The following is a 22,156-nucleotide window of genomic DNA, read 5'->3' as shown; positions in this document are numbered from 1 at the left end:
GATGAGCGCCGGAGCCGGAACCACGACAGCAGTCATCGCCCGCACCAGGGAGGCCGCTCCCCGACAGGAGCCCGTTCCGCCGACCACCGCCCCGCTCGACCAGGTGGTGAAGTTCCAAGCACCCGAGGTGGTCTTCGGACCCGACTCGCTCGCGGAGGCGGGCTACGCCGCCGCCCGGCTCGGCGCCCGTCGGCCGTTCGTCGTCACCGACCCCGGCATCGTCGAGGCCGGCTGGGTCGACGAGCTGCTCCGGCTGCTGCGGGCCGAGGGGCTCGCCCCGGTGCTGTGGACCGACGTCACGCCGAACCCCAAGGACCACGAGGTGCGCCGCGCCTACGAGAGGTACGTCGAGACCGAGGCCGACGTCATCGTGGCCATCGGTGGCGGTTCCTGCATGGACGCCGCGAAGGGCGTCGCGGTGCTCTCGGGCAACGGCGGCGACATCCTCGACTACGCCGGGATCGACCAGATCGCCCGGCCGATCCCGCCGATGCTGATGATCCCGAGCACCTCGGGGACCGGAGCCGACGTCTCCCAGTTCTGCATCGTCACCGACACCGAACGTCGGGTGAAGCTCACGATCATGGGCCGGGCGCTGGTGCCGGACGTCTCCATCACCGACCCGCGGCTGCTGACCACGATGCCGGAGGCACTCAACGCCGCGACCGGCCTGGACGCGCTCACCCACGGCATCGAGTCGTACGTGTCGCTGGCGCACAACCCGCTGGCCGACGGGCACGCGATGAGCTCGGTCGCCCTCGTCTGCCGTCACCTGCGCTCGACGATCACCGAGCCGCGCGCGCTGGAGCACCGCGCGATGATGGCGCAGGCGAGCCTGCAGGCGGGCCTGGCCTTCACCAACGCGATCCTCGGCGCGACCCATGCGATGAGCCACCAGGTCGGCGGGCTCCTCGACGCCCCGCACGGCGTGGTCAACGGCGTCCTGCTCCCGCACGTGATCCGCTACAACGCACGCTCGGTCCCCGAGCGGTTCGTCGGTCTCGCCCGGGCCGCCGGCCTGCCGGTCGACGGTGTCCCCGGCTACGTCGCGGCCGAGATGCTCGCCGACCACGTCCGGCGCCTGGCCGACGACGTCGGCGTGCCCCGAGGCCTGCGGGACCTCGGGGTGACCGACACCGATCTCGACACCCTGTCGGTGACGACCCTCGACGATGCCTGCCTGACGACGAACCCGCGACCGGCGAGCCGCGCCGAGATCCACGCGCTCTTCCGAGAAGCCCTGTGAGGGTGGTCCAGTGAGCGCCCCCGATCTGGCAGCACTGACCGGCGTACGTTCGGGCAAGCGGTCCTACTACCGCGCGTTCCTGCGCTCCGACGAGCGGATGCAGCAGGCCGTACGCGCCATGGACTCGATCTCGCGAGCGCTGGTGCGCACGGTCGAGGGCCCGCGGGCGCTCCTGGAGGAGGTGGCCCGTGCGGCAGCGGTGCACCTCGCCGCGGAGTGGACGATCCTGGCGCTGGCGGACGGCCATCTGACGGGGGCGCGGCCGAGGTTCATCGTCGTCGATCACGACGGCCGGGTGGTCGGCGACGAGGAGGAGCTCCCCGGCGTCGTACGCCGCGAGCTCGGCGCGATCCGGGCCGGCCATGCCACCGGGGCGCCGGGGCCGGCCCGCTGGGTGCGGGTGCCGATGACGCTGGAGAGCGTCATGATCGGCAGCCTGGTCGGCCTCCACGGGCTCGCGGACGACCCCGAGCCCGGAGACCTGTCGGTGCTGCGGATCCTCGCCAACGAGGCCGCGGTGGCGCTGCACACCTCGGAGCAGTACCAGGCCGGGCTCGCCCAGCACCGGCGTGCCCAGCGGCTCTACGACGAGGTCGGCGCCCGGGAGCGCGACCTCGAGCAGCGGACCCGCGAGCTGCGGGAGGCCGAGGAGCGGCTGCTGGTGGCCCGGCAGCGCGAGCTCGTCGACCACGAGCGCCACCGCATCGCGCGCGAGCTCCACGACAGCGTGACCCAGTTCGTGCTCTCGGCCGGGATGTCGGTCGAGGTCGCGCGCGGTGAGACGGAGGAGCTGGGACCTGCCGGCGAGCGGATCACCGAGCTCCTCAACACCGCCAAGCAGCTCACCCAGGACGCCGTGGAGCAGCTGCGCCGGGCGATCTACGCCCTGCACCAGCCGCATCGCGACACGGTCTCCTCGCTGCCCGAGCTGCTGCACGAGGTGGCCGAGCACCATCGTCCGCACCTGGACGTGTCCGTGCGGGTCGAGGGCGAGGTGTGCCCGATGCCCGCGGAGGCCAAGCACGACATCGCCCGCGCGGTCGGCGAGGCGCTCTTCAACGTGGCGATCCACGCCGAGGCGACCCAGGCGGTGCTCCGGCTCCGCTACCGCAAGCACGAGCTCTACGTCGGGGTCGCCGACGACGGCCGCGGCGACCCGGGCCTGCTGGCCCGGAAGCTGCGGCTCGAGCGTGGCACCTCGATCGACGGCCGCCACCGCGGCCTGGCGAACATCGAGACCCGGATCAGCGAGCTCGGTGGCACGGTCGCGTTCCGGCGCTCGCACCTCGGCGGGGTCCGGGTGGAGCTCCGGGTGCCGCTGCCGGTCGTGGACCGCGGCCGGGGAACGATCTGCGGGCTCATCGAGGACCCGCAGTAGCCGCTTCGAGGAGGAACCATGAACACGCTCAGCCCACCCCGGGTGGTCCCGGACCAGGAGACGGCCGGCATCGACGTACTGCTGGTCGACGATCATGCGATCGTGCGGCAGGGTCTGCGGTCGATCCTGGAACGCGAGCCCGGCCTCCGAGTCGTCGCGGAGGCGGCGACCGCGGCCGAGGCGCTCGCCCGGGTCAACAGCGCTCGTCCCGACATCGTGCTGCTCGACCTGAAGCTCTCCTCGTCCTCGGACGCCGAGGGGCTCGAGCTCTGCGCCGCGCTCACCCAGCGCCACCCGGAGGCGCTGATCCTGGTGCTGACGACGTTCCTCGACGAGCAGCTGGTGATGCAGGCGATCCGGGCCGGCGCCCGCGGCTATGTCGTCAAGGACGTCGACACCACCGGGCTGGTCCGGGCGATCCGGGACGTCGCGAGCGGCGGCAGCGCCTTCGACGCGCGCTCCGCGGCGGCGATGATCCGCGGCGTGAACATGCCGGTGACCAGCGACGAATCCGAGCTCACCACCCGCGAGCTCGAGGTGCTGGAGCTGCTCGCCCACGGACTGTCGAACCGCGCCATCGGCCACCGGCTCTACATCTCCGACACCACCGCGAAGTTCCACGTGGGCAACATCCTGCGGAAGCTGGGCGTCAGCCGCCGGGCCGAGGCGGTGTACGAGGCGTCCAAGATGGGGCTCCTCTGATCCGGCTGGCGTCCTTGGCCGAGGCGTCGCCCACGTCGGGCGAAGCGTCACCGGCGTCGGGCGAGGCGTCACCGGCGTCGGTCGAAGCGTCACCGGCGTCGGGCGAAGCGTCAGCGACTTGCTGCCGAAACATCGCTGGGGCTGCCTTGCGCGCGGGGAGTACACGTCGCGCGACGATTGCCGTCAACCGCGTGCTGGGGAGGTCGCGGGTCGCTCGGGGGCGCCTCGGCTCCAGCTCGCTGGCCGCGATCGCGCGGGCCTGCGGATGTGTGTCCGTTGGTCTCAGGCCTGGGTTCCAGCGCGGGTGGGGCCGATACCGGGTTTGGGTTGGGAGATTTTACAAGCCAGGGCGTCCGGGTTGGGTGCCATTTGCCTGACTTGTCTGGGTTCCAGCAGCGTTCTGGCTTTGGTTTGGGATACCTGTCCCTGATCGGGTTCGCTTCATTTTGCTTCGCGTGGTAGGCTCGGCGCAGGCGTAAACGTGATGGCCGACCACCTCGAAAGAGGCGTACCCCACCCTCCTGGGTGTGGGTAATCCAGGGGAACCAGGGGCGTGAACGCTGAACTGCGAGGGTAAGTAATAGCCCGTACTGCCGGGCCTCCGAGACCAGCGAACCAGAACACACCTGCGTGGGCGGGTGTGAAGAGTCGGGTCGCGGAGGCCAACCCGTCGTTCATGGGTGCTCGATGCCGTGGTTGCCGTCACCGGTGCGTTGGAGCGGAGCCGCCCGGGACATGGCGGCGTGGCTGCATCACCACACCCATCAACGTCCTGAGGTGCTGCGGGCCGACCTGCGGTTGGCTACCGCACTGGACCGGTCCTACGGGCTGGTCGCCGAAGCGATGCGGGCAGGGGCCTGCAACCCCGCCCAGGCTCAGGTGATCACCCAGGCACTCGACGATCTCCCCGCCGACCTCGATGTCGAGATCAAGACCAAAGCCGAGGAGACCCTGGTCGCCTACGCCACCCAGTTCGACCCGACCCAGCTGCGCCGCCTCGGCCGCCGGACCCTCGACGTGATCGCCCCCGAGATCGCCGAAGCCGAAGAAGCGAAACGCCTCGCCGCCGAAGAGGCCCACGCCCGGAAGAAGACCCGGCTGAGCATGCGCCGCCTCGGGGATGGCACCACCCGCATCACCGCGGTCATCCCGGACGCGGCCGCGGACCGGCTGGCGACGAATCTCGAGGCGTTCGCCTCACCCCGCCGTGAGGACGGCACCCGCACCGACACCGGCGACTACCTCCCCTACGACCGCCGCCTCGGCCAGGCACTCTGCCAACTGCTCGAGACCCTCGACCCGGCCAGACTGCCCATCCATGGCGGGGACGCCACCGCTCACCGCCGCCCAACGCCGAGCCCTCCTCCTTCGCTCAGCGACCTGCGAAGCCGAAGGCTGCGACATCTTCGGCACCTGGGCCGAAGCCCACCACTGGATCGCCTGGGCTCAAGGAGGTGCGACCGACCTGTCCAACGCCGCGCTGCTCTGCAGCCGTCACCACCACCGCGCCCACGACCCCACCTACCTCCACGAACGCCTCCCCAACGGCGACATCCGCTTCACCAGACGCACCTAGGCCGACCGTTCAGAGCCAGCCCACCAACACACTCGCCGACCCGGCACGTCTGCCCCACCAGAACCGGTCGAGTCGGCGCGTCTGTCCCACCAGAACCGGCCGAGTCGGCGCGTCTGTCCCACCAGAACCGGCCGAGTCGGCGCATCTGTCCCACCAGAACCGGCCGAGTCGGCGCATCTGCCCCACCTACAGCCGTCGGATCGGCGCGCCTGTCCCGCTTCTGGCCAACGGTCTGGTGGGCATGTGCGCCGACTCGACAACGGTCACGTGGAACAACGGTGTCGCGACCGGCCTCCAATGCCTTCCCACCCTGCTCCCATCACACGACCGCGCCCAGGTCCTACGACCCACGCCCCTGCGTACGTCCGTGAAGGGCTACGCAACGGCGACAGCAGGACTCTGGCGCGGATCGTGCTGGTCCATGCCCAGGTCGCTCGTGATGCTGGGCACCCGACGACGGTGAGTGCTGGCGGCCTGAGCGCGTCACGGCACGGGCAGAACGGTGCGGTCCCAGGTCGTGTTCACGATGATCGCCGCCGAGGCGTAGAGCGCCACCAGGGCGTCCAGGATGAGCACGTAGCCGGCGGTCCGGCCGAGAGCGGCACTGCCGAGGAACGACCCGAAGGCCGCGAGGTAGAAGACCGCGGCCAGGAGCACGAAGATCACGATCGTGGTGGTGTTGGTGCGCAGCGCCGCCAGCAGCATGTAGGTGGTGAACAGCGCCCAGGCCAGCAGGAACATCCCGGTGATCGCAGCCCCGTCCGCGGTCACCATCGGACCGTAGAACTGCACCAGCAGCGCATAGGAGAGCCAGAACCCGGCGTACGCGGTGAACACCAGGGCCGGGAACGTCTCACCGCGGCGGTAGTGGACCAGACCGGCCAGGAGCTCGGTGGCGAAGCCCAGCGCCAGCGCGAGGGGCAGCACCGCCGGCAGGGCGGCCGCGTCCACGAGTCCCGACATCACGCTGGACAGCACGAGCGCCGAGATCCCGAAGCTGGCCAGGCCGAGCGGGAACGGGTCGCCCCAGGCCGTCGGGGTGGTGCCTTGCACAGCGGGCACCTCTGCATCGATGGATGTGTTCGTCATCAGTTCCTCCAGGGAGTCAGCCGTGGTCCGGGCTGGGCTACGGTTCCCTCAAGGTAGTGACGTACGACACACCGGCAGACCCGCCGAGTGGGCGGTCGCGCACCTGCCCTCGGGTAGGCCTCCTGCCCGGTTGCGTGCGGCCGACGGACAGGTCGGACAGGCCTGTGACCAGGCCTGACGCGGAGCTGACGGGGCCGATGAGCGCCCGCGTCGTCGACGGACAGGTCGACCGGCGAGGAGCGATCAGCGGTCGGTGTCGATGACGAGCCAGCCGCCGTGGTGCTCGACGACGCGGTGCGGGTGTCCCGAGGCCTCGCCCCAGGCGGCGAGGTCGTCCAGCGACACGGTCCGGACGTGGCCCCAGGTCTCGTCGGGCTCGTCCTCGAGGGGTACAGCGATCACGACCCGGCGGCGCGCGACCCGGATCGCCTCGGCGACCGCCCGGTCGCCGAGGCTCGGCTCGATGTGCTCGAGCAGGTGGATCAGCAGCACGTTGTCGGCCGCGTCGGCGGCCCACGGCAGCCGGGTGGCGTCGGCGGCTCGCGTGGCCAGCGGCACCTTCAGCCGGGACGCCGCGGCACGGAGCAGCGTGACGGTGCCGGCGGAGAGGTCGGAGGCCGTCACGTCCCGTCCCGCGGCGGCCAGCCGAAGCGAGAGGAACCCGAAGCAGCAGCCGACCTCGAGGACGGAGCCACGCGCCAGCTGCTGCTCGACGTAGCGGTAGACCGGGGCGTACTCGGCGACGGTCCCGTGGCCGGCCGGGGTGGGACCGGGGCGCTCCAGCGCCGCCTCCACGTGGCGCAGGGTGTTGCGGTAGAACGCGGCCCACGCCTGCCCCGGGTCAGGGGCGCTGCTGACCACGACCCCGGTGAAGAGCCGCTCGAACAGGTCCGGACCGCGCAGCCACCCCGGCTGGAACAGCTCCTCGGCGAGTAGCCCGGAGAGGTCGTCGTCGATCTGGTCGGTCCGCAGGCAGTGGACCAGATGGACCTGGTGGCCCTCGCGGCGCACGTCGAAGTGGCGGGTGCGGATCGTCCCGAGGTGGCGTCGCGGGCGAGGGCCCTGCCAGGCCCGGACACTGACCACCTCGTCGCGGTAGACCCCCGCCTCTGGGCCGGGGCGGAGCGCGTCGATCACGGCCAGGTCGCCCGGCGGGGTGCTCATCGTCCGGCCGGCATCGTCTGGGTGACGTTGTCCAGCCCGCGCAGGTTGCGGACGACCTGGACCTTGTCGCACCACTCCGCGTACTCCGGCAGGTCGCAGCCGCCGAGCGCCCACGAGTAGCGCGGCTCGGGGGTGAGCCAGATCGTCGAGCGGGCCCGCCGGGTGAGCTCCTCGAACGCGGCGAAGCCCGGGTCCTTGCCGTTGCCGCGGCCGTCGCCGAGGATCACCAGCGTGGTCCTCCGGTTCACCGCGGAGCCGAACTGCTCCAGGAACTGCTCGAACGAGGAGCCGTAGTCGGAGTCGGCGTCCACGTCGAGCACGCCCCCGGCCGGCAGCCCGGAGAGCACCAGGGACAGGGCCTCCTCGATCCGGTGCTCGGCGAACAGGTCGGTGATCTCGACCAGGTCCTTCACGAACGCGAACGACCTGACGGAGGTGGCCACCGACTGCAGGCTGTGCAGCAGGTGCAGCGTGAAGCGGGCGGTGGAGCGTACGGACAGGGAGACGTCGCAGAGCACGAGCAGCCGGGGCCGGTCGTGCGCCTTCGCGACGGTGACCGGGCGGAACGGCACGCCGTCGTACTTCATGTTGGTACGCATCGTTCGGCGGCCGTCGACGATGCCGCGCGCGGCGACGGTACGCCGCGGGCGCGGGGCGCCGTGGAGCTTCCTGAGCAGCCGCCGCAGCGACTCCTCCAGCGCGGCGCGGTCGTGCTCGGCGACGGTCTCGGCCTGCGCCGCCTGGATCTCGCGCGACTCGATCTCGCGCTCCATGCTCATCAGCCGCTCGAGGTGGTCACGGATCCGCTCGGGCAGCGTGGCCAACCACGGCGAGAGGGCCTTGCGGAGCTCCGCGAGGGCATCGTCGTCGTCGATGCTGCTGTCCGGCTCGCGCTCCTCGAGCCAGCTCAGCAGCGCGATCTCCTCCTGCACGGACAGCTCGGTGTCGAGCTGCATCCCGGCGTCGCGGATCAGGTCGCCCGGGTTGCCGGGGTTGTGCATCCGGCTCGTGGAGAGCTGGACCCGCGCGGCCTCACCGGGGCTCGACTTCGGGTCGTTGGAGAGGACGATCTCGTCGGTGAGCGCGGCGATGTCGATCTTGTTCGCCTCCTGGTGGAGGTTGTAGCGCTGCGCCATGTCCTCGGGCTTGAAGTACTCCTTGATGTCGTCCGGCTTGCCGTGGCTGTGCCCGTCCTCCGGCACCTCGCCCGGCTCCTCGGAGAGCGTGAAGTCGGTCAGCTGCCCGTCGTCGGAGAGGTCGTCGTGGCTGTGCCCGTGCTCGTCCTCCTCCTCGACCACCGGCCGCAGCCCGAAGAATCGGTCGAAGACCAGGTCGAAGGTGTCCAGGTCGCGGCGGTCCTTGACCAGGCTCGCGGTCAGCGCGGCGTGGAGCAGGTGGCGCTGCTCGAGCACCCCGGGCTGGGCGACCGCGTGCATCGCGTCGATCACCTCGGCGGTGCTCACGCGTACGCCGTAGAGCCGGAGCAGCCGGATGAAGCGGTGCAGTGCGGTCTCCATGTCGGGCCTCGCTCCCGCCTCAGACCGGACGCTTGCGGGTCGACGGGAACGCCCGGGTGCCCTGGCTCGTGGACACCGCCGGGGCCGTACGCGGCCCGGTGCCGCCGGCACCGCCGTAGTAGCCCGCGTTGTGCCGGCCGGGCTGGTCCTTCGCCTTCCGCTCGGCGCGGCCGTCGACGTCACCCTCGACACGGTCCTCCGCGGCCGGGGCGTGCGAGTGACCATGACCGTGCCCGTGACCATGGCCGTGCAGGTGGTCGGGCACCTCGGCGTTCGGGTCGACCAGCCGCGGCAGCGCGTCCATGACCCGCTTCAGGTCGCGCTCGTATTTCACCACCACGTTGAGCGTCGTGGAGAGCACGTCGGCGGTGAGCTCCTCGACGCCGAGCACCGCCAGCGTACGAGCCCAGTCGACGGTCTCGGAGATGCTGGGCGCCTTGCGCAGCTCGAGCTCGCGGATGCCGCGGACGATGTCGACGAGGCGGGCCGCGAGCGAGTCGGCGAGGCCGGTCTCCTTGGACCGGATGATCTCCAGCTCACGGACGGCGTCGGGATAGTCGAGGAAGAGGTGCAGGCAGCGGCGCTTGAGCGCGGCGGAGAGATCGCGGGTGTTGTTCGAGGTGAGGACGACGTACGGCATCGTCTTGGCGGTCACCGTGCCGACCTCGGGGATCGAGATCTGGAACTCCGCGAGCAGCTCGAGCAGCACCGCCTCCAAGGCCTCGTCGGCGCGGTCGACCTCGTCGATGAGGAGCACGACCGGGGTGTCGGAGTCGATCGCCTCGAGCAGCGGCCGGGCGGCCAGGAAGCGCTGCGAGAAGAAGACCGAGTCCTGCTTGGCGATCCGCTCGACGGCCTCGTTGAGGTCGGCGGCGTCCTCGACGACCTGGCCGATCTTCTCGCGCAGGATCTGGGTGTAGAGCAGCTGCTTGCCGTAGTCCCACTCGTAGAGCGCCTTGGTCTCGTCCTGGCCCTCGTAGCACTGCAGCCGGATCAGGCGCCGCCCGGTCGCGGTCGCGAGGCTCTCGGCCAGCTGGGTCTTGCCGACGCCCGCCGGGCCCTCGAGCAGGACCGGCTTCTCCAGCCGGGTCTGCAGGAACACCGTGGTGGCGAGCCGGTCGTCGGCGAGGTAGCCGCACGCCGCCAGCTGGGCGCGGGTGTCCGCGACGTCGGTGAAGCCCTGGATCGGTTCGGTGGTGGTCGACACGTGCACTCCTCGAGGTGGTGGGTGGGCCGGAGTGGCGGACCCGGCTGACCGGGCCCGCCACACTGGGTGAATCAGCCGAGCAGGTCGTCCAGGTCGCCGTTCAGGCAGTGGTCGACCACCGGACGTACGGTCTCGAACGTGCACTCCTTGGCGTTGCCCGGCGTGCAGGCGTCACCGAGGACGTGGTTGGTGATCCGGTCGACGTCAGCGGCGTCGCCGACGATCTTCGGCGCGTTCTCGTAGTAGGCGGTCGGGCCCTGGCCGAGCCGGTTCTTCGAGTACGTGTCCTTCGTGACGTCCACGAACCGCTCGGTGATGCCGACGTCGCGCAGCAGCCGGATGGCCGCGGCGAGGGCCGCGTCGGCGGCCTGCACGTCGGTCATGCCGTGGGTGTCGACGCCCATCGCCCGGGCGATGTCGGCGAACCGCTTGTAGTGCGTGGGCATGTTGAACGCCCACACCCGCGGCAGCGCGATCGCGTTGTTGAGGCCGTGGTGGGTGTCGTAGAAGGCGCTCACCGCGTGGCTGATCGAGTGGATGATGCCGAGCCCGCCGGAGTTGAACGCCTGAGCGGCGATGTACTGGGCGTACATCATGCCCTCGCGGCCGCCGAGGTCCGTGCCGTTCCAGACCGCCTGGCGCAGGTGCTCCGAGGTCAGCTTGATCGCGTGCAGCGCGTTGCCCAGCGACGGCTGGAAGTTGATCCGGGAGACGTACGGCTCGCTGGCGTGCGCCAGGACGTCGAAGCCGCACTGCGCGGTGTAGTCGACCGGGCAGTCGTAGTAGAGCACCGGGTCGTCGATCGCCAGGCTGGCGACCGAGGCGTCGTCGAAGGCGACGTACTTGTGCGGGTTGTCGGGGTCCGTGGTCGTGTCGGTGATGACGTACGCCCAGGACGTCTCCGAACCGGTGCCGGCCGTGGTCGAGACCGCGATGTGCGGCGGGTTCTTCGGGTTCTCGGACATGTTGAAGCCCTCGAACTCGTTGACGTTGCGGCCGTCGTGGGCGACCGAGATGCGCGCGCCCTTGCAGGCGTCGTGCGACGAGCCGCCGCCGATGGAGACGAACGAGTCGCACTCGTTCTCCTGGTAGAGCTTGACCGAGTCCATGACGTTGTAGTCCTTGGGGTTGGACTCGACCTTGTCGTACACGACGACCTCGAGGCCGTGGTACTTCATCGACTCGACGATCTTGTTGACGATGTCCGTGCCGCGCAGGCCGGACGTCATCACCAGGGTCTTGCGGAAGCCCATCTTGAGAGCCTCGGGCCCGATCATCTCGTGAGCGCCGGGGCCCATGAGGGCGCGTGGGAAGGGGTGGAACTCCTTGATCGGGAAGGGCTTGAGTAGTTCGTCGACCTGCATGGCAAACCTCCGTTGGTGTGTGACGCTCAGCACATTAGGTACGGCGAAAGGGCCGCGAACAGGCGAGGAACGGGAAACAGCCCGGCCCGGGAGGGGCCTACCTACCCGTTGGGAGAGGTGCCTCCCTGGCCGGTCTTCTGGCCAGGTCGGCGCGGCAGCAGACAGGTCACCGAACGTGCTCTGATCGCGCCGGCCCAGAGCCCCGCTCCGTACGCCAGGTCGTCCAGCCGCCGGGCCAGCGGCCGGTAGCGCGTGCCGAGGTTGTCGACCTGGGCGACGACCACGTCGACGACCAGGGAGGCCGCCAGCGCGCGCCTGAGCAGAGCGCTGTGCGGGGCGAGGAGCACGGTCAGCGGCCACCAGTGCCGCAGCAGCAGCGCAGCCTCCTGGCGGACCGTCCAGCCGAGCCCCTGGGCACACAGCTGGACCGCGAGCCGGTCTCGCCCGGGGGTCTCGGGCAGCCGTCGGCGCAGCGAGAGGAGTCCGTAGGCGATCCCGGCGGCGGCGACCGGGAGCGACCACCGGCGATGCACCATCAGCGCCGCCGCGGTGGCCGCCATGCTCGCCGTCATCACCGCCGGGGCGCCCTTGCGGCCGTGCCTGACGGCGAGGTCCGCGCCGCCGGTGCCGTAGAGGTACTTGCGGCCCAGCCAGCCACGGACGGTCGTGCGGGTGTCGTGCCAGGCCACCTGCTCGGGGTCGTAGCGGACCACCTCGCCGGCCTCGACCAGGCGCCAGACCAGATCGACGTCCTCGCCCACCCGCATCGTCTCCTCGAACCCCGCCCCGAGCCGTTCCGTACGTCCCACCAGGCAGGCGCTGGGCAGCCAGCCCACCGCGGCCCCGGGGCGTACGACACAGGCCCGGGTGCCGAGGGCGAGGGAGGAGTCGTCCTCGTCGAAGCGCTCGAACCACCGAGGGGCCCGGCTGCGGGCGCGGCTGCGCACCAGCGGCGCGACCAGCGCGACGCGGCTGTCGGCGAAGTGGCGGGAGAGGTTCAGGAGCGTGCTCGCCCGGACGGTGACGTCGGAGTCGACGAACGCGACGAACCGGGTGCGCACCGCTCGCAGGCCGGCGTTGCGCGCGCCGGCGGGGCCGAGGTTCTCCGGCAGCTGCACGAGATGTGCGCCGTGGCGGTGGGCGACCCTCGCGACGGCGTCGGGATCGAGCGAGGCGTCGTCGACGACGATGCGATGGAGGCCCTTCAGCGGCTCGAGCGCACGGTCGAGCTGGTCGGGCCGGTCCCGGACCGGGATCACGACGGTGAGCTCCGTCGGCTCCAGGCCGGGTCCGTCGAGCACCGGGTCGGCCAGGTTCCCGTCGACGAGCCTGGCGGCGAGCGCGTCGGTCGTCGCGTCGACCACGGTGACCTCGCCGTCGGCCAGCAACGCCAGCGCCGCCTTGGTGAGCCGGACGGCACGCAGCGGCGAACCGCCGACCAGCAGACGGCCGTCGATGCGGCGTACGTCATCACGGATGCGGGCCCGGAAGCCGATCGGGAATCTCATCGGCCGAAGCCTCCGTCCGCGTGCACGACGCTGCCGTTGAGGGCGGCGCCCTCGGGCGAGCAGCAGAGGGCGATGGCCGCGGCGACCTCGTCGGGATCGAGCGGCCGGCGCAGCAGCTGATGGGCGGCCAGGTCGGCCGCGGTGGTGCCGGGATAGAGCGCGGCGGTCTGGTCCAGCATGTCCGTCGCGGTCGCCCCCGGCGAGACCGCGACGGCGGTGACGCCGGTGCCGACGAGGTCGGCGGCGAGGCCCTTCACCGCGCCGACGACGGCGTGCTTGACCATCGTGTAGCCGGCCAGCCGGAACAGCCCGTGGCTGCCGGCCGCCGAGGCGACGGCGACGAAGCGGCAGCGCGTCGGATCCGGGCCGCGGAGCATGGCGGGCACGGCAGCAGCGGCGAGGTTCCACACGCCGCGTGCGTCGGTGTCCCACAGCAGCGCGAGCTCGTCGTCGGTGGTCTCCCACAGCGGTCGGCCGCCGGCGACCACGGCCGCCGCTGCCACGGCGACGTCCACCTGCCCCCAGCGCTCCTCGGCGCTCGTCACGGCGGCGAGGAGCGCCTCCCGGTCGCGGACGTCGGCGACGTACGTCCCGACCTCCGGCCACCCGGCGACGACGGCCTCCAGATCCTCCGTCGTGGGCAGGGGATACGGCACCGCGTCCGGTCCGGCACAGGCGTCGACCGCGAGCACGGCGTAGCCGGCGACGGCCAGCCGGCGGACCGTAGCCGCCCCGATGCCCCGGGCGGCTCCGGTGACCACGGCCACCGGCGGGGAGGTGCTCATCCCACTGCCACGCCGCCGGGCGCCAGCACGTCCATGGTGGTCTGCTCGATCATCATGGCGAGCGACTCGGCTCCCGCCGCCGCCGTGGCGCCCGCCGGGTCGCCGAGGACGCCGTTGGCCGAGACCGCCGCGACGCCGCCCGCCCGCATCGCCGGCAGGATCTCGGCGAGCGGCCGGGTGTCACCGGGCTCGGCGAGATCCAGACGCACCGACTCGGGGCGCAGATGCAGCATCAGGGACGTCTCGGTGCGGCCGGCGTGCAGGTCGAAGTCCTCGGTGCGGCACGGCAGCCAGCAGGCCGGCTGCCGCTCGAAGGCGAGCTGGTTGACGGCGCTCGTCAGCGCGGCGGCGTTGCCGCCGTGGCCGTTGACGAGCACGACCCGCTCTGCCCAGGTGCGGGCGGAACGGACCAGCTCGACCACGACCAGGTGGAGCGCATCGCTCCCGATCGACACGGTGCCGGCGAAGGACTGGTGCTCGCCGCTGGAGCCGATCGCGATCGGCGGCGCCACCCAGCTCTCGACACCCTGCTCCGCGAGCCGGTCGGCCACCCCCTGCGTGACCGCCGACGCGATGGTGGTGTCGGTGTCGAAGGGCAGGTGCGGTCCGTGCTGCTCCAGTGATCCGACGGGCACCAGCAGGACCGTGCCCCGGCGCACCTGCGGCCAGGTGGCGTCACCCAGTGCGTACATGGAAGCCGTCCGGGACGATCAGGTGCTCCGGCTGCAGCTCGGCGACCGACCCGACCGCCAGCCCCCGCAGGGCCGAGTCGATGCCACCGCTCAGCACGTCGAGGACGTTCTCGACCCCGGCCTGGCCGTTGGCCGCCAGCCCCCACAGGTAGGCCCGGCCGATCAGCACCGCCTTCGCGCCGAGCGCGAGCGCCTTGACGACGTCGGAGCCGCGGCGTACGCCTCCATCCATCACCACGTCGATCTGGTCGCCGACGCGGTCCGCGATCGGCTTGACCATCCTGATCGCGGCCGGGGTGCCGTCGAGGTTGTTGCCGCCGTGGTTGGAGACCGAGATGCCCGCCACCCCGGCGTCCACGGCGCGAAGCGCGTCGTCGACCCGGCACACGCCCTTCAGCACGAACGGCGTGCCGCTGATCTGGTGCCACTGCTCGCGCATCCAGACGACGTCGTCCCAGGTCGGCGGCGGGGTAGTCATCCACTCGTAGTAGGCACCGAAGAACGTCGGCGCGCTGCCGCCCGGCGGGGCGAGGTTGGGCGCGGTGAGATCGGGGAAGGAGCCCGTACGCCCGAACTGCCACGCCCACCGAGGCCGGGCCGCGACCTGCGGGGCCAGTCTCAGCATGGTGCGCAGGTCGACCTTCTCGGGGATCTCCGGGCTGCCCCAGTCGCGGCCGATCGAGAAGGACCAGTCGAGAGTGGCGATCAGGCCCTGGGCGCCGGCGGCGTGCGCCCGCTGCATGCGCTGGATCATGGTGTCGCGGTCGCCGGTCCAGTACATCTGGAAGAACGTCGTCGCACCGGTCGCCGCGACCTCCTCCACCGACCTGGAGGCGAAGTTGGACAGCCCCATGATCGTGCCGCGGGCAGCGGCGGCCCGGGCGACCGCGACCTCACCGTCGGGGTGCACCGCCTGGACCCCGGTGGGGCTGATCAGGACCGGCAACGGGATCGCATGGCCGAAGACGGTCGTGCCGAGGTCGCGCTTGGCGTGCTGCCCGACGACGTGAGGTGCCCAGCCGAGGTCGGCGAAAGCGTCCTGGTTGGCGGTCATGCTCTGGCCGCGCTCGGACCCGGCGACCAGCGCGCCGTAGACCGGCTTCGGCAGCCGGCGGCGAGCCCGCTCCTGGGCCACCGCGACCGACTCGAACCACGGGTTCTTCTTCCACGGGTTCTTCACGACAGATCACCTCCGGCGAGCGGGTCCTCGTTGCAGGCGGAGACGGGCCGCCGCCTGGTGGCACCGAGATTGAGCAGCACCGGCGCGTTGCGGCTGGCCTGGCTGCGGGAGTGGTCCTTGCTCGCCGGCGGGACCTGGCGGTCGCCGGCCAGTGCCGTCTCGCCGTAACCCTGGACACACTCGGGGTCCGGGCCGTCCAGCGGCAGTCCGGTGAAGAACTTGGCCGCCATGCAGCCGCCACGGCAGGCGTCGAAGAACTGGCACTTCGTGCAGGCACCGCCGGTCTGCGGCGAGCGCAGCTCGGTGAACAGCGGCGAGGACTGCCATACCTCCTTGAACCCACCCTCGCCGAGCAGGTTGCCGGCCAGGAACTGGTCGTGGATCGCGAACGGGCAGGCGTAGACGTCGCCGACGGGGTCGATCAGGCACACCACCCGTCCGGCGCCGCACAGGTTGAGCCCGGGCAGCGACTCGCCGTAGGCGGCGAGGTGGAAGAAGGAGTCGCCGGTGAGGACGTTGTCGCCGTGCGCCATCAGCCAGTCGTAGAGCTCGCGCTGCTGCTCGGGCAGTGGGTGGAGCTCGTCCCAGACGTCTGCTCCGCGACCCGAGGGGCGCAGCCGGGTGAGGCGCAGGGTCGCGCCGTACTCGTCGGCGATGGCCTTGAAGTCGTCGAGCTGGCCGATGTTCTCCCGGGTGCAGACCACGGAGATCTTGGCGTCGGAGAAGCCGGCGTCGCGAAGGTTCGCCAGCGCCTTGAGTGCGGTGTCGTACGACCCCGCTCCGCGGACGCGGTCGTTGACCTCCGCCGTCGCGCCGTCGAGCGAGATCTGTACGTCGACATAGTCCGTCGAGGCCAGGAACGCGGCGCGCTCGGGAGTGATCCGGAAGCCGTTGGTGGAGAACTTCACGCCGACCTGGTGGTCGACGGCGTACTCCACCAGCTCCCAGAAGTCGGGGCGGATCGTCGGCTCGCCGCCGCCGATGTTGACGTAGAAGATCTGCATGCGCTGCAGCTCGTCGATGACGGCCTTGCACTGCTCCGTGCTGAGCTCGCGCGGGTCGCGCCGGCCCGAGCTCGACAGGCAATGGGCGCACTCCAGGTTGCAGGCGTACGTCAGCTCCCAGGTCAGGCAGATCGGGGCGTCGAGGCCGAACTCGAACTGCTCGACGAGGCTGCCGCCTGCGGGGCGGCCCTGGGGAGTGGTGGGGCGTTCAGGTGCGAGGGTCACGCTGCCTCCTGGTTTCGGGGGCGGATCATGTCGGTCTCGGCGAGGGCGCGGAGCGCCGCTGCGTACGCGTCGTGCTGCTCCGGTGGGATGCCGGCGGCGTCGAGCGCGCTGCCGAGACGGGGGTGATGCTCGAGGAGCCGCACCACCTCGACCAGCTCCGGCCGCTTGAGGAAGGTCAGCTTCCGGTTGCCGAAGTGGTAGGCGAGAGCGCCGAACGGTTCAGGACGCAGCGCCACCGAGGGCGAGAGTGTCCACGGCTCCTCGAGCATGCGGTCGGACATCAGTAGACGCCGCACATTCCGTCGATCGAGACCTCCTCGATGAGGTCCTCGGTGGCGACGTCGGTCGGGTTCGACTCGTTCTGGGGTTCCATCTGCTGCTCCTCTCACGTGGTGACCGTTCGCACGTTAATGACGGCGTGAGCGCAGCAACCTCCCCGATCGGAGAGTCTTGCGGGCAGGATCAGAGAGGTGTGACGGCCTCCGATCACCTCGCGGCGTACGTGACGATCTGCTGACCGATCGTCGAGAGCCTGCCCTCCTCGACCACCAGCTCCCAGCCGTGCCCGGCGTCCGCGGGGACGAACTCCGAGGACGTGGCCTCCGCCAGCGCTCGAGCGGCATCGGCCTCCTCGGCACCGTCGGCGTCCTCGGAGATGGCGATCAACCCCGGCGTCCTGATCTTGTCGGCGATCGAGGCAAGGTCGACGCCGGCCCAGGTCGACGGTCCCGACAGATCGACCCAGCCGTCGATGTCGACTCCGGCGGCGACCGCCCGCACGGTCTGGCTGCCACCCATCGAGGCGCCGACCAGCACCACCGGCACGCCCGGCCATTGCTTCTCGACCTCGCTCAGCGCGGCGCGCACCTGCGGCACCGGGTCCTCAGGATCCTTGATCCGGCAGTCGGCCGCGCCGTAGCCGCACTGGTCGAACGAGAGCCCGGCGACGCCCTGGAGAGCCGCCAGGATCGCGAAGTCACCCCAGCCGCAGCGGTTCCCGTCGGTCTGATGGAGCATCACCAGCACCGCCTCCGGGGCTCGCCCTTCCGGCGGCGAGAAGCGGATGGCCGGCAGCGTGATCTCGGGGCCGGCGACCTGCGCCGGATCCACCCCGGCGTCGGTCTCCGGCAGGAAACAGCTGCCGAGCTCACCCTCGATGTAGGGACCGTCCGTCGGCAGCACGGGGCCCGACTCCTTCGTCGCGTCGGGCTCGTCGCTCTCCGCACCACATCCAGCCAGCAGCATGCCGGCGATCGCCACGCAGGCAGCTGCGCCCTTCCAACCCGTCATATGTCAATATTGACATATGACGGGCGCCAGCGTGACCACTTCCAACCTCGGGTTCGCGATCCTCGGCCTGCTGGCGCGACGCGCGTGCACCGGCTACGAGGTCGCGCAGCGGATGCGCCAGCCCATCGGCTACTTCTGGACCGCACGCCACTCGCAGATCTATCCGGAGCTGAATCGTCTCGATGCCGCCGGACTGGTCGAGCACGAGGTCATCGAGGGCGCCGGTCCGCGACCGACCAAGCGCTACCGGATCACCGGCACGGGTCGGGACGCGCTGGCGGCCTGGGTCGTCGGCGACCTCGAGCCGCAGCCCATCCGCGACCTGGAGGTCCTCCGGCTGTGGTCGATCTGGACCGTGGAGCCCGCCGCGGCCGACGAGCTGGTCGACCGGCTCGAGGCAACCCACCGGAGCGTCCTCGACCGCTACCTCGCCGAGCTGGCCGAGATCGCCGACGACCCGGGAGCCCTCGATCCCGGAAACCCGCTGTTCGCCAGTCGGATCACGCTCGAAGGCGGCATCCGGTCGCGGCGTACGGCGCTGGAGTGGTGTGCCTGGATGCGCGCGGAGCTCGCTGCGGCCGAGCGGCGCGGGTAGCTAGCTCGAGGGCGACAGCGGCACGAGAAAGCGCTCCAGCAGACGCCGCTCGGTGGCCGCGTCCTCGCCGGGCTCGGTGAGGAACGACAGGATGGTGCGCAGGACCCAGTCGGCGAGGTCGGGATCCTCTTCGCCGGAGGCCAGGTAGCTCTCGGCGGCGCCGCGGATGAGCGGGGAGTCACGGAGGACCTCGCGGAGAAGGGTGCTGTCGCCGGTGTACCAGGCGGCGAGGTGGGGACGCTCGCGCACGGCGGCGAGACAGGCGAGGACGGCCTCGACCATCCGCCGGCGCGGATCCGAGACGTCGGCCGTCGACCGCCCGACCTGCGTGGTGATCAGCCGCGCCTCGCGGTGGGCGAAGGCATGGATCAGGGCCTGCCGGTTCTCGAAGTAGCGATACAGGGTCGCCCGCGAGCAGCCGGCCGCGCGGGCGACCTCGTCCATGCCCGGCTTGTCGACCCCGCGCTCCATGAACAGCGCCCCCGCGGCGTCGAGGATCCGCTCGGCGGCGAGCTCGGTCCGCTCGGTCTCCAGCCAGCTCATGCGGTCACCTCGACGTGGAGACTCAAAGGCCTGCGTACGTAGCTCCCCGGCGCCCACTCCAGGGAGTCGTGGTCGACGGTGAAGGACGGCATCCGGGTGAGTATCTCGGCCAGGGTCACCCGACCCATCATCCGGGCGGCAGCAGCCCCCAGGCAGTGATGCGCGCCGTGGGCGAAGGTCAGGATCTGCCGGGGTTTGCGGGTGACGTCGAGCTCCTCGGCATCGGCGCCGAAGACGCGCGGGTCGCGGTTGGCGGCGGCATAGCAGAGCAGGACCTTCTTCCCCGCTGGGATCGTGACGTCGTGGAGCGTGACGTCGCGGGTGGTGGTCCGGGCGAGTCCCTGGACCGGCGAGGTGAGCCGCAGCAGCTCCTCGACGGCAGCCGGGACGTCCTGCACGGCGAGCTCGCGCTGGTCGGGTCGCGCGGCCAGCAGCGGCAGTCCGCCGCCGAGCAGCCCGGTCGTGGTGTCGTTGCCGCCGGCGACCATCGTGAACGCGAACGCGAGCACCCGAAGCAGACCGGCGTCATCGTCGGCCTGCCCGGCGGCGACGAGGTGGGAGACGGTGTCGTCGCCCGGCTCGCGGCGGCGGCGCTCGATGAGCTCGGCGAAGTAGCCCATGAGCTCGGCGGCGGCACCGGCCCCGACGCTCGCGTCCTGCGCCGCGTTGGCGGTGACGATCGCGTCGGTCCAGACGTCGAACCGGCCCCAGTCCTCCTCGGGAACGCCGAGGTAGTGGGCCACGACCATGCTCGGCAGCGGCTTGAACAGCTCCGCGACGATGTCGCCGCCGCCAGCCGCCCTGATCGCGTCGATGCGCTCGATGACGAAGCGGGTGACCCGAGGCGTCACGTCCTCGACCTGCTTGGGCGTGAAGCCTCGGTTCACCAGCCTCCGGAACGCGGTGTGGGCAGGGGGATCGGTCATCACCATCGGCGGGTTCTCGGTCAGCCCGATCCGCTCGAGCTCGTCATGCGCCGTCGTCAGACCTCCGGTCGAGCTGAACGTCTCGTGGTCGCGCACCGCTGCGTAGACATCGTCGTGCCTGGTCAGGACCCAGAAGTCGCCTCGGACGACATGGTGGACCGGGTCGTGCTCGCGCAGCGCGGCGTACATCGGCCACGGGTCGGCCCACGTCACGCCGGACAGCGGAACATACACCGCACGACCGTGAGACAGATCTGAGTTCATGTCTCACACAATCAACACCTGAACCGATCTTGTCAATGGGTCGGCGACGCCGGCGCCCGTCGATCAACCCCGAGGTCAACTCCCGACGGTCTGGCGACTATGGTGCTGTGATCGGCGTCACAAGCGTCGTCAGCGATAGTTTGGCGCCACAAGCGTCACACGCATCACCGAACAAGGAGGCGGATATGAGCACGACACCAGAGAGCGTGCACGACGATGCGGCAGCGAAACGAGGGGCATTCTCCTCGCGACAAGTCTTCATCTTCGCGGCGATCGGCTCAGCGGTCGGCCTGGGCAACATCTGGCGTTTCCCCTACGTCGCCTACGAGAACGGCGGTGGCGCCTTCGTCATCCCCTACATCGTGGCGCTGCTGACGGCGGGAATCCCGTTCCTGTTCCTCGACTACGCACTGGGCCACCGATTCCGCGGCTCGGCACCCCTCTCCTTCGCGCGGCTCCGCCGCGGCACCGAGGGTCTGGGCTGGTGGCAGGTCGGCATCTGCTTCATGATCGCCGTCTACTACGCAGCAGTGATGGCGTGGGCGGTGCGCTACACGATCTTCAGCGTCAACAAGGCCTGGGGAGACGACCCCGAAGGGTTCTTCTTCGGCAAGTTCCTCCAGGCCGGTGATCCGGGCGTCGACGCCACCCCGGTGTGGGGCGTGCTGATCCCGCTGCTCCTGGTGTGGGCCGCGATCCTGGTCGTGATGCTCCTCGGCGTCCAGAAGGGCATCGGCGCGACCTCGGTCATCTTCATCCCGGTCCTCGTCGTGGCCTTCGGGATCCTGGTCGTGCGCTCGCTGTTCCTCCCGGGGGCAGCAGAAGGGCTGGACGCTCTCTTCACCCCGAACTGGGGAGCGCTGACCGACGCGACGGTCTGGGCGGCGGCGTACGGACAGATCTTCTTCTCGCTGTCCATCGGCTTCGGCATCATGATCACCTACTCCTCCTACGTCCACAAGCACACGGACATGCCGGGCTCGGGGCTCGTGGTCGGCTTCGCCAACTCCAGCTTCGAGCTGCTCGCCGGCATCGGCGTCTTCGCCGCGCTCGGCTTCATGGCGCAGGCCAACGGCGTCGCTGTCGGCGAGGTCGCCACCTCGGGCGTCGGCCTGGCGTTCGTGGCGTTCCCGGCGATCATCAGCGAGGCGCCGGCGGGCGCCCTGATCGGCGTGCTCTTCTTCGGCTCGCTCGTCGTCGCCGGTTTCACGTCGCTGGTGTCCGTGATCGAGGTCGTGATCTCCGGAGTGCGTGACAAGTTCGAGATGACCCGCAAGGGCGCCACCATCGCCGTCACCGTGCCGATGGCCGTGATCAGCCTGGTGTTCTTCTCGACCACGAGCGGGCTCTACGTGCTCGACATCCTCGACCACTTCATCAACCAGTTCGGCATCCTGCTCGTCGCCGTGATCTCGATGCTGGTCCTGAGCTGGGGCCTGCGCGTGCTGCCGATGTTCAGCGACCACCTCTCCGACGGCAGCTCGATCGTCGTCGGCGCCTGGTGGCGGATCCTGGTCAGCATCGTGGCCCCGATCGGCCTGGTGCTCGTCCTCGGGCTCGCCTTCTGGGAGGACGTGAAGACCCCCTACGGCGGATACCCGGCCTGGATGCTGGGTGTCTTCGGCTGGGGTGCGGCCGCGGCCGTCATCGTCTTCGGCTTCCTGGCCGCACAGGCGAAGTGGCGTCACCCTGACGCCCTGTCCAAGGTTCACTTCAACGAGAAGGGAGCACGGTCATGAGTGGCACCGCCATCGTCATGATGCTCGTCGCGATGCTGATCATCTGGGGAGGCCTGGCCCTCGCCGTCGTCAACCTGCGACGCAGCCCCGACCTTCCGCACACGGACGAGATCAAGCGCGACCTCTGACGGGTCCCATCGACCCGATCCAGGGCCTGTTCCG

General features: G+C 70.8%; 22 protein-coding genes and 1 pseudogene. 8 read left to right on the top strand and 15 right to left on the bottom strand.

Going from position 1 to position 22,156, the window contains the following annotated elements; translation table 11 throughout:
• Position 1: 1 nt before the first annotated feature.
• From ACFVDI_RS08700 to ACFVDI_RS08680, 5 genes and pseudogenes are all read left to right on the top strand, one after another.
• Entirely contained in the window at positions 2–1,246 is a 1,245-nt protein-coding gene (locus tag ACFVDI_RS08700) for an iron-containing alcohol dehydrogenase (protein WP_378902981.1), read from the top strand.
• A gap of 10 nt (positions 1,247–1,256) precedes the next feature.
• Positions 1,257–2,624 carry a sensor histidine kinase gene (locus ACFVDI_RS08695; RefSeq protein WP_378902978.1) on the top strand — a complete coding sequence of 456 codons (1,368 nt, stop codon included), beginning with the start codon at positions 1,257–1,259 and terminating at the stop codon, positions 2,622–2,624.
• An 18-nt stretch (positions 2,625–2,642) separates the two neighbouring features.
• Positions 2,643–3,326, top strand: coding sequence for a response regulator (locus ACFVDI_RS08690; RefSeq protein WP_378902975.1), 684 nt, complete (start codon positions 2,643–2,645; stop codon positions 3,324–3,326).
• A 687-nt stretch (positions 3,327–4,013) separates the two neighbouring features.
• A pseudogene (locus ACFVDI_RS08685) lies at positions 4,014–4,607 on the top strand (DUF222 domain-containing protein); the annotation flags it as partial.
• A gap of 37 nt (positions 4,608–4,644) precedes the next feature.
• Positions 4,645–4,902, top strand: a complete 258-nt coding sequence (locus ACFVDI_RS08680; RefSeq protein WP_378902972.1) for an HNH endonuclease signature motif containing protein — start codon at positions 4,645–4,647, stop codon at positions 4,900–4,902.
• A 483-nt stretch (positions 4,903–5,385) separates the two neighbouring features.
• Here ACFVDI_RS08680 and ACFVDI_RS08675 read toward each other — a convergent pair whose 3' ends face one another.
• The 13 genes from ACFVDI_RS08675 to ACFVDI_RS08615 form a co-directional block, all read right to left on the bottom strand.
• Positions 5,386–5,991 carry an acetate uptake transporter gene (locus tag ACFVDI_RS08675; RefSeq protein ID WP_378902969.1) on the bottom strand — a complete coding sequence of 202 codons (606 nt, stop codon included), beginning with the start codon at positions 5,989–5,991 and terminating at the stop codon, positions 5,386–5,388.
• A gap of 243 nt (positions 5,992–6,234) precedes the next feature.
• Positions 6,235–7,155, bottom strand: a complete 921-nt coding sequence (gene mftM / locus ACFVDI_RS08670; protein ID WP_378902966.1) for a mycofactocin oligosaccharide methyltransferase MftM — start codon at positions 7,153–7,155, stop codon at positions 6,235–6,237.
• On the bottom strand, positions 7,152–8,672 hold the full coding sequence (locus ACFVDI_RS08665) for a VWA domain-containing protein (RefSeq protein ID WP_378902963.1): 1,521 nt from the start codon (positions 8,670–8,672) through the stop codon (positions 7,152–7,154). The genes mftM and ACFVDI_RS08665 overlap by 4 nt, the downstream gene beginning before the upstream one ends.
• A gap of 19 nt (positions 8,673–8,691) precedes the next feature.
• Entirely contained in the window at positions 8,692–9,879 is a 1,188-nt protein-coding gene (locus ACFVDI_RS08660; protein ID WP_378902961.1) for an AAA family ATPase, read from the bottom strand.
• A gap of 71 nt (positions 9,880–9,950) precedes the next feature.
• On the bottom strand, positions 9,951–11,243 hold the full coding sequence (gene mdo / locus ACFVDI_RS08655; protein ID WP_378902958.1) for an NDMA-dependent methanol dehydrogenase: 1,293 nt from the start codon (positions 11,241–11,243) through the stop codon (positions 9,951–9,953).
• Positions 11,244–11,344: 101 nt separating this feature from the next.
• Positions 11,345–12,751 (bottom strand): mycofactocin biosynthesis glycosyltransferase MftF, encoded by a 1,407-nt coding sequence (gene mftF / locus ACFVDI_RS08650; RefSeq protein ID WP_378902955.1) that lies wholly within the window; start codon positions 12,749–12,751, stop codon positions 11,345–11,347.
• A complete protein-coding gene (locus ACFVDI_RS08645) occupies positions 12,748–13,536 on the bottom strand; it encodes a mycofactocin-coupled SDR family oxidoreductase (protein ID WP_378902952.1) in 789 nt (262 codons plus the stop codon). The genes mftF and ACFVDI_RS08645 overlap by 4 nt, the downstream gene beginning before the upstream one ends.
• Entirely contained in the window at positions 13,533–14,228 is a 696-nt protein-coding gene (gene mftE / locus ACFVDI_RS08640) for a mycofactocin biosynthesis peptidyl-dipeptidase MftE (RefSeq protein WP_378902949.1), read from the bottom strand. The genes ACFVDI_RS08645 and mftE overlap by 4 nt, the downstream gene beginning before the upstream one ends.
• Positions 14,212–15,408: a pre-mycofactocin synthase MftD gene (gene mftD, locus ACFVDI_RS08635; RefSeq protein WP_378902946.1), complete on the bottom strand. Its 1,197-nt coding sequence runs from the start codon at positions 15,406–15,408 to the stop codon at positions 14,212–14,214. The genes mftE and mftD overlap by 17 nt, the downstream gene beginning before the upstream one ends.
• Entirely contained in the window at positions 15,405–16,637 is a 1,233-nt protein-coding gene (mftC, locus tag ACFVDI_RS08630) for a mycofactocin radical SAM maturase (protein ID WP_378902943.1), read from the bottom strand. Before mftC ends, mftD begins: the two co-directional genes overlap by 4 nt.
• Positions 16,634–16,918, bottom strand: a complete 285-nt coding sequence (mftB, locus tag ACFVDI_RS08625) for a mycofactocin biosynthesis chaperone MftB (RefSeq protein WP_378902940.1) — start codon at positions 16,916–16,918, stop codon at positions 16,634–16,636. Before mftB ends, mftC begins: the two co-directional genes overlap by 4 nt.
• The gene (gene mftA / locus ACFVDI_RS08620) at positions 16,918–17,010 is read right to left on the bottom strand and encodes a mycofactocin precursor MftA (protein ID WP_141802062.1); all 93 of its coding nucleotides are present in this window, start codon (positions 17,008–17,010) and stop codon (positions 16,918–16,920) included. Before mftA ends, mftB begins: the two co-directional genes overlap by 1 nt.
• A gap of 113 nt (positions 17,011–17,123) precedes the next feature.
• Positions 17,124–17,927 (bottom strand): alpha/beta hydrolase, encoded by an 804-nt coding sequence (locus ACFVDI_RS08615; RefSeq protein ID WP_378902936.1) that lies wholly within the window; start codon positions 17,925–17,927, stop codon positions 17,124–17,126.
• Positions 17,928–17,958: 31 nt separating this feature from the next.
• Between ACFVDI_RS08615 and ACFVDI_RS08610 the strand changes: the two genes are divergently transcribed.
• The gene (locus tag ACFVDI_RS08610) at positions 17,959–18,522 is read left to right on the top strand and encodes a PadR family transcriptional regulator (protein ID WP_378902933.1); all 564 of its coding nucleotides are present in this window, start codon (positions 17,959–17,961) and stop codon (positions 18,520–18,522) included.
• On the opposite strand, the gene ACFVDI_RS08605 is transcribed toward ACFVDI_RS08610, so the two are convergent.
• Positions 18,523–19,065, bottom strand: coding sequence for a TetR/AcrR family transcriptional regulator (locus tag ACFVDI_RS08605; protein ID WP_378902930.1), 543 nt, complete (start codon positions 19,063–19,065; stop codon positions 18,523–18,525).
• Positions 19,062–20,225, bottom strand: coding sequence for a cytochrome P450 (locus ACFVDI_RS08600; RefSeq protein WP_378902927.1), 1,164 nt, complete (start codon positions 20,223–20,225; stop codon positions 19,062–19,064). Before ACFVDI_RS08600 ends, ACFVDI_RS08605 begins: the two co-directional genes overlap by 4 nt.
• 215 nt (positions 20,226–20,440) lie before the next feature.
• Here ACFVDI_RS08600 and ACFVDI_RS08595 point away from each other — a divergent pair, with 215 nt between their 5' ends.
• Both ACFVDI_RS08595 and ACFVDI_RS08590 read left to right on the top strand, forming a co-directional pair.
• Entirely contained in the window at positions 20,441–21,994 is a 1,554-nt protein-coding gene (locus ACFVDI_RS08595; protein WP_378902924.1) for a sodium-dependent transporter, read from the top strand.
• Positions 21,991–22,122: a methionine/alanine import family NSS transporter small subunit gene (locus ACFVDI_RS08590; protein ID WP_328528062.1), complete on the top strand. Its 132-nt coding sequence runs from the start codon at positions 21,991–21,993 to the stop codon at positions 22,120–22,122. The genes ACFVDI_RS08595 and ACFVDI_RS08590 overlap by 4 nt, the downstream gene beginning before the upstream one ends.
• The last annotated feature ends 34 nt before the right edge of the window (positions 22,123–22,156 follow it).

It is taken from the genome of Nocardioides sp. NPDC057767 (assembly GCF_042798275.1).
In the GTDB taxonomy this organism is placed as follows: Bacteria; Actinomycetota; Actinomycetes; order Propionibacteriales; family Nocardioidaceae; genus Nocardioides.
The sequence above is the reverse complement of the archived record's forward strand: the minus strand, read 5'-3'. Positions and strand labels throughout refer to the sequence as shown.

What these genes read in the sequence shown, in the direction of transcription:
- ACFVDI_RS08590 (WP_328528062.1), top strand. Translation starts at nt 21,991, where the DNA reads ATGAGTGGCACCGCCATCGTCATGATGCTCGTCGCGATGCTGATCATC.
- mftF (WP_378902955.1), bottom strand. Translation starts at nt 12,751, where the DNA reads ATGAGATTCCCGATCGGCTTCCGGGCCCGCATCCGTGATGACGTACGC.
- ACFVDI_RS08615 (WP_378902936.1), bottom strand. Translation starts at nt 17,927, where the DNA reads ATGACGGGTTGGAAGGGCGCAGCTGCCTGCGTGGCGATCGCCGGCATG.
- mftB (WP_378902940.1), bottom strand. Translation starts at nt 16,918, where the DNA reads ATGTCCGACCGCATGCTCGAGGAGCCGTGGACACTCTCGCCCTCGGTG.
- ACFVDI_RS08605 (WP_378902930.1), bottom strand. Translation starts at nt 19,065, where the DNA reads ATGAGCTGGCTGGAGACCGAGCGGACCGAGCTCGCCGCCGAGCGGATC.
- ACFVDI_RS08665 (WP_378902963.1), bottom strand. Translation starts at nt 8,672, where the DNA reads ATGGAGACCGCACTGCACCGCTTCATCCGGCTGCTCCGGCTCTACGGC.
- ACFVDI_RS08645 (WP_378902952.1), bottom strand. Translation starts at nt 13,536, where the DNA reads ATGAGCACCTCCCCGCCGGTGGCCGTGGTCACCGGAGCCGCCCGGGGC.
- ACFVDI_RS08595 (WP_378902924.1), top strand. Translation starts at nt 20,441, where the DNA reads ATGAGCACGACACCAGAGAGCGTGCACGACGATGCGGCAGCGAAACGA.
- ACFVDI_RS08680 (WP_378902972.1), top strand. Translation starts at nt 4,645, where the DNA reads ATGGCGGGGACGCCACCGCTCACCGCCGCCCAACGCCGAGCCCTCCTC.
- mftE (WP_378902949.1), bottom strand. Translation starts at nt 14,228, where the DNA reads ATGTACGCACTGGGTGACGCCACCTGGCCGCAGGTGCGCCGGGGCACG.
- ACFVDI_RS08675 (WP_378902969.1), bottom strand. Translation starts at nt 5,991, where the DNA reads ATGACGAACACATCCATCGATGCAGAGGTGCCCGCTGTGCAAGGCACC.
- ACFVDI_RS08700 (WP_378902981.1), top strand. Translation starts at nt 2, where the DNA reads ATGAGCGCCGGAGCCGGAACCACGACAGCAGTCATCGCCCGCACCAGG.
- mftA (WP_141802062.1), bottom strand. Translation starts at nt 17,010, where the DNA reads ATGGAACCCCAGAACGAGTCGAACCCGACCGACGTCGCCACCGAGGAC.
- mdo (WP_378902958.1), bottom strand. Translation starts at nt 11,243, where the DNA reads ATGCAGGTCGACGAACTACTCAAGCCCTTCCCGATCAAGGAGTTCCAC.
- mftM (WP_378902966.1), bottom strand. Translation starts at nt 7,155, where the DNA reads ATGAGCACCCCGCCGGGCGACCTGGCCGTGATCGACGCGCTCCGCCCC.
- ACFVDI_RS08690 (WP_378902975.1), top strand. Translation starts at nt 2,643, where the DNA reads ATGAACACGCTCAGCCCACCCCGGGTGGTCCCGGACCAGGAGACGGCC.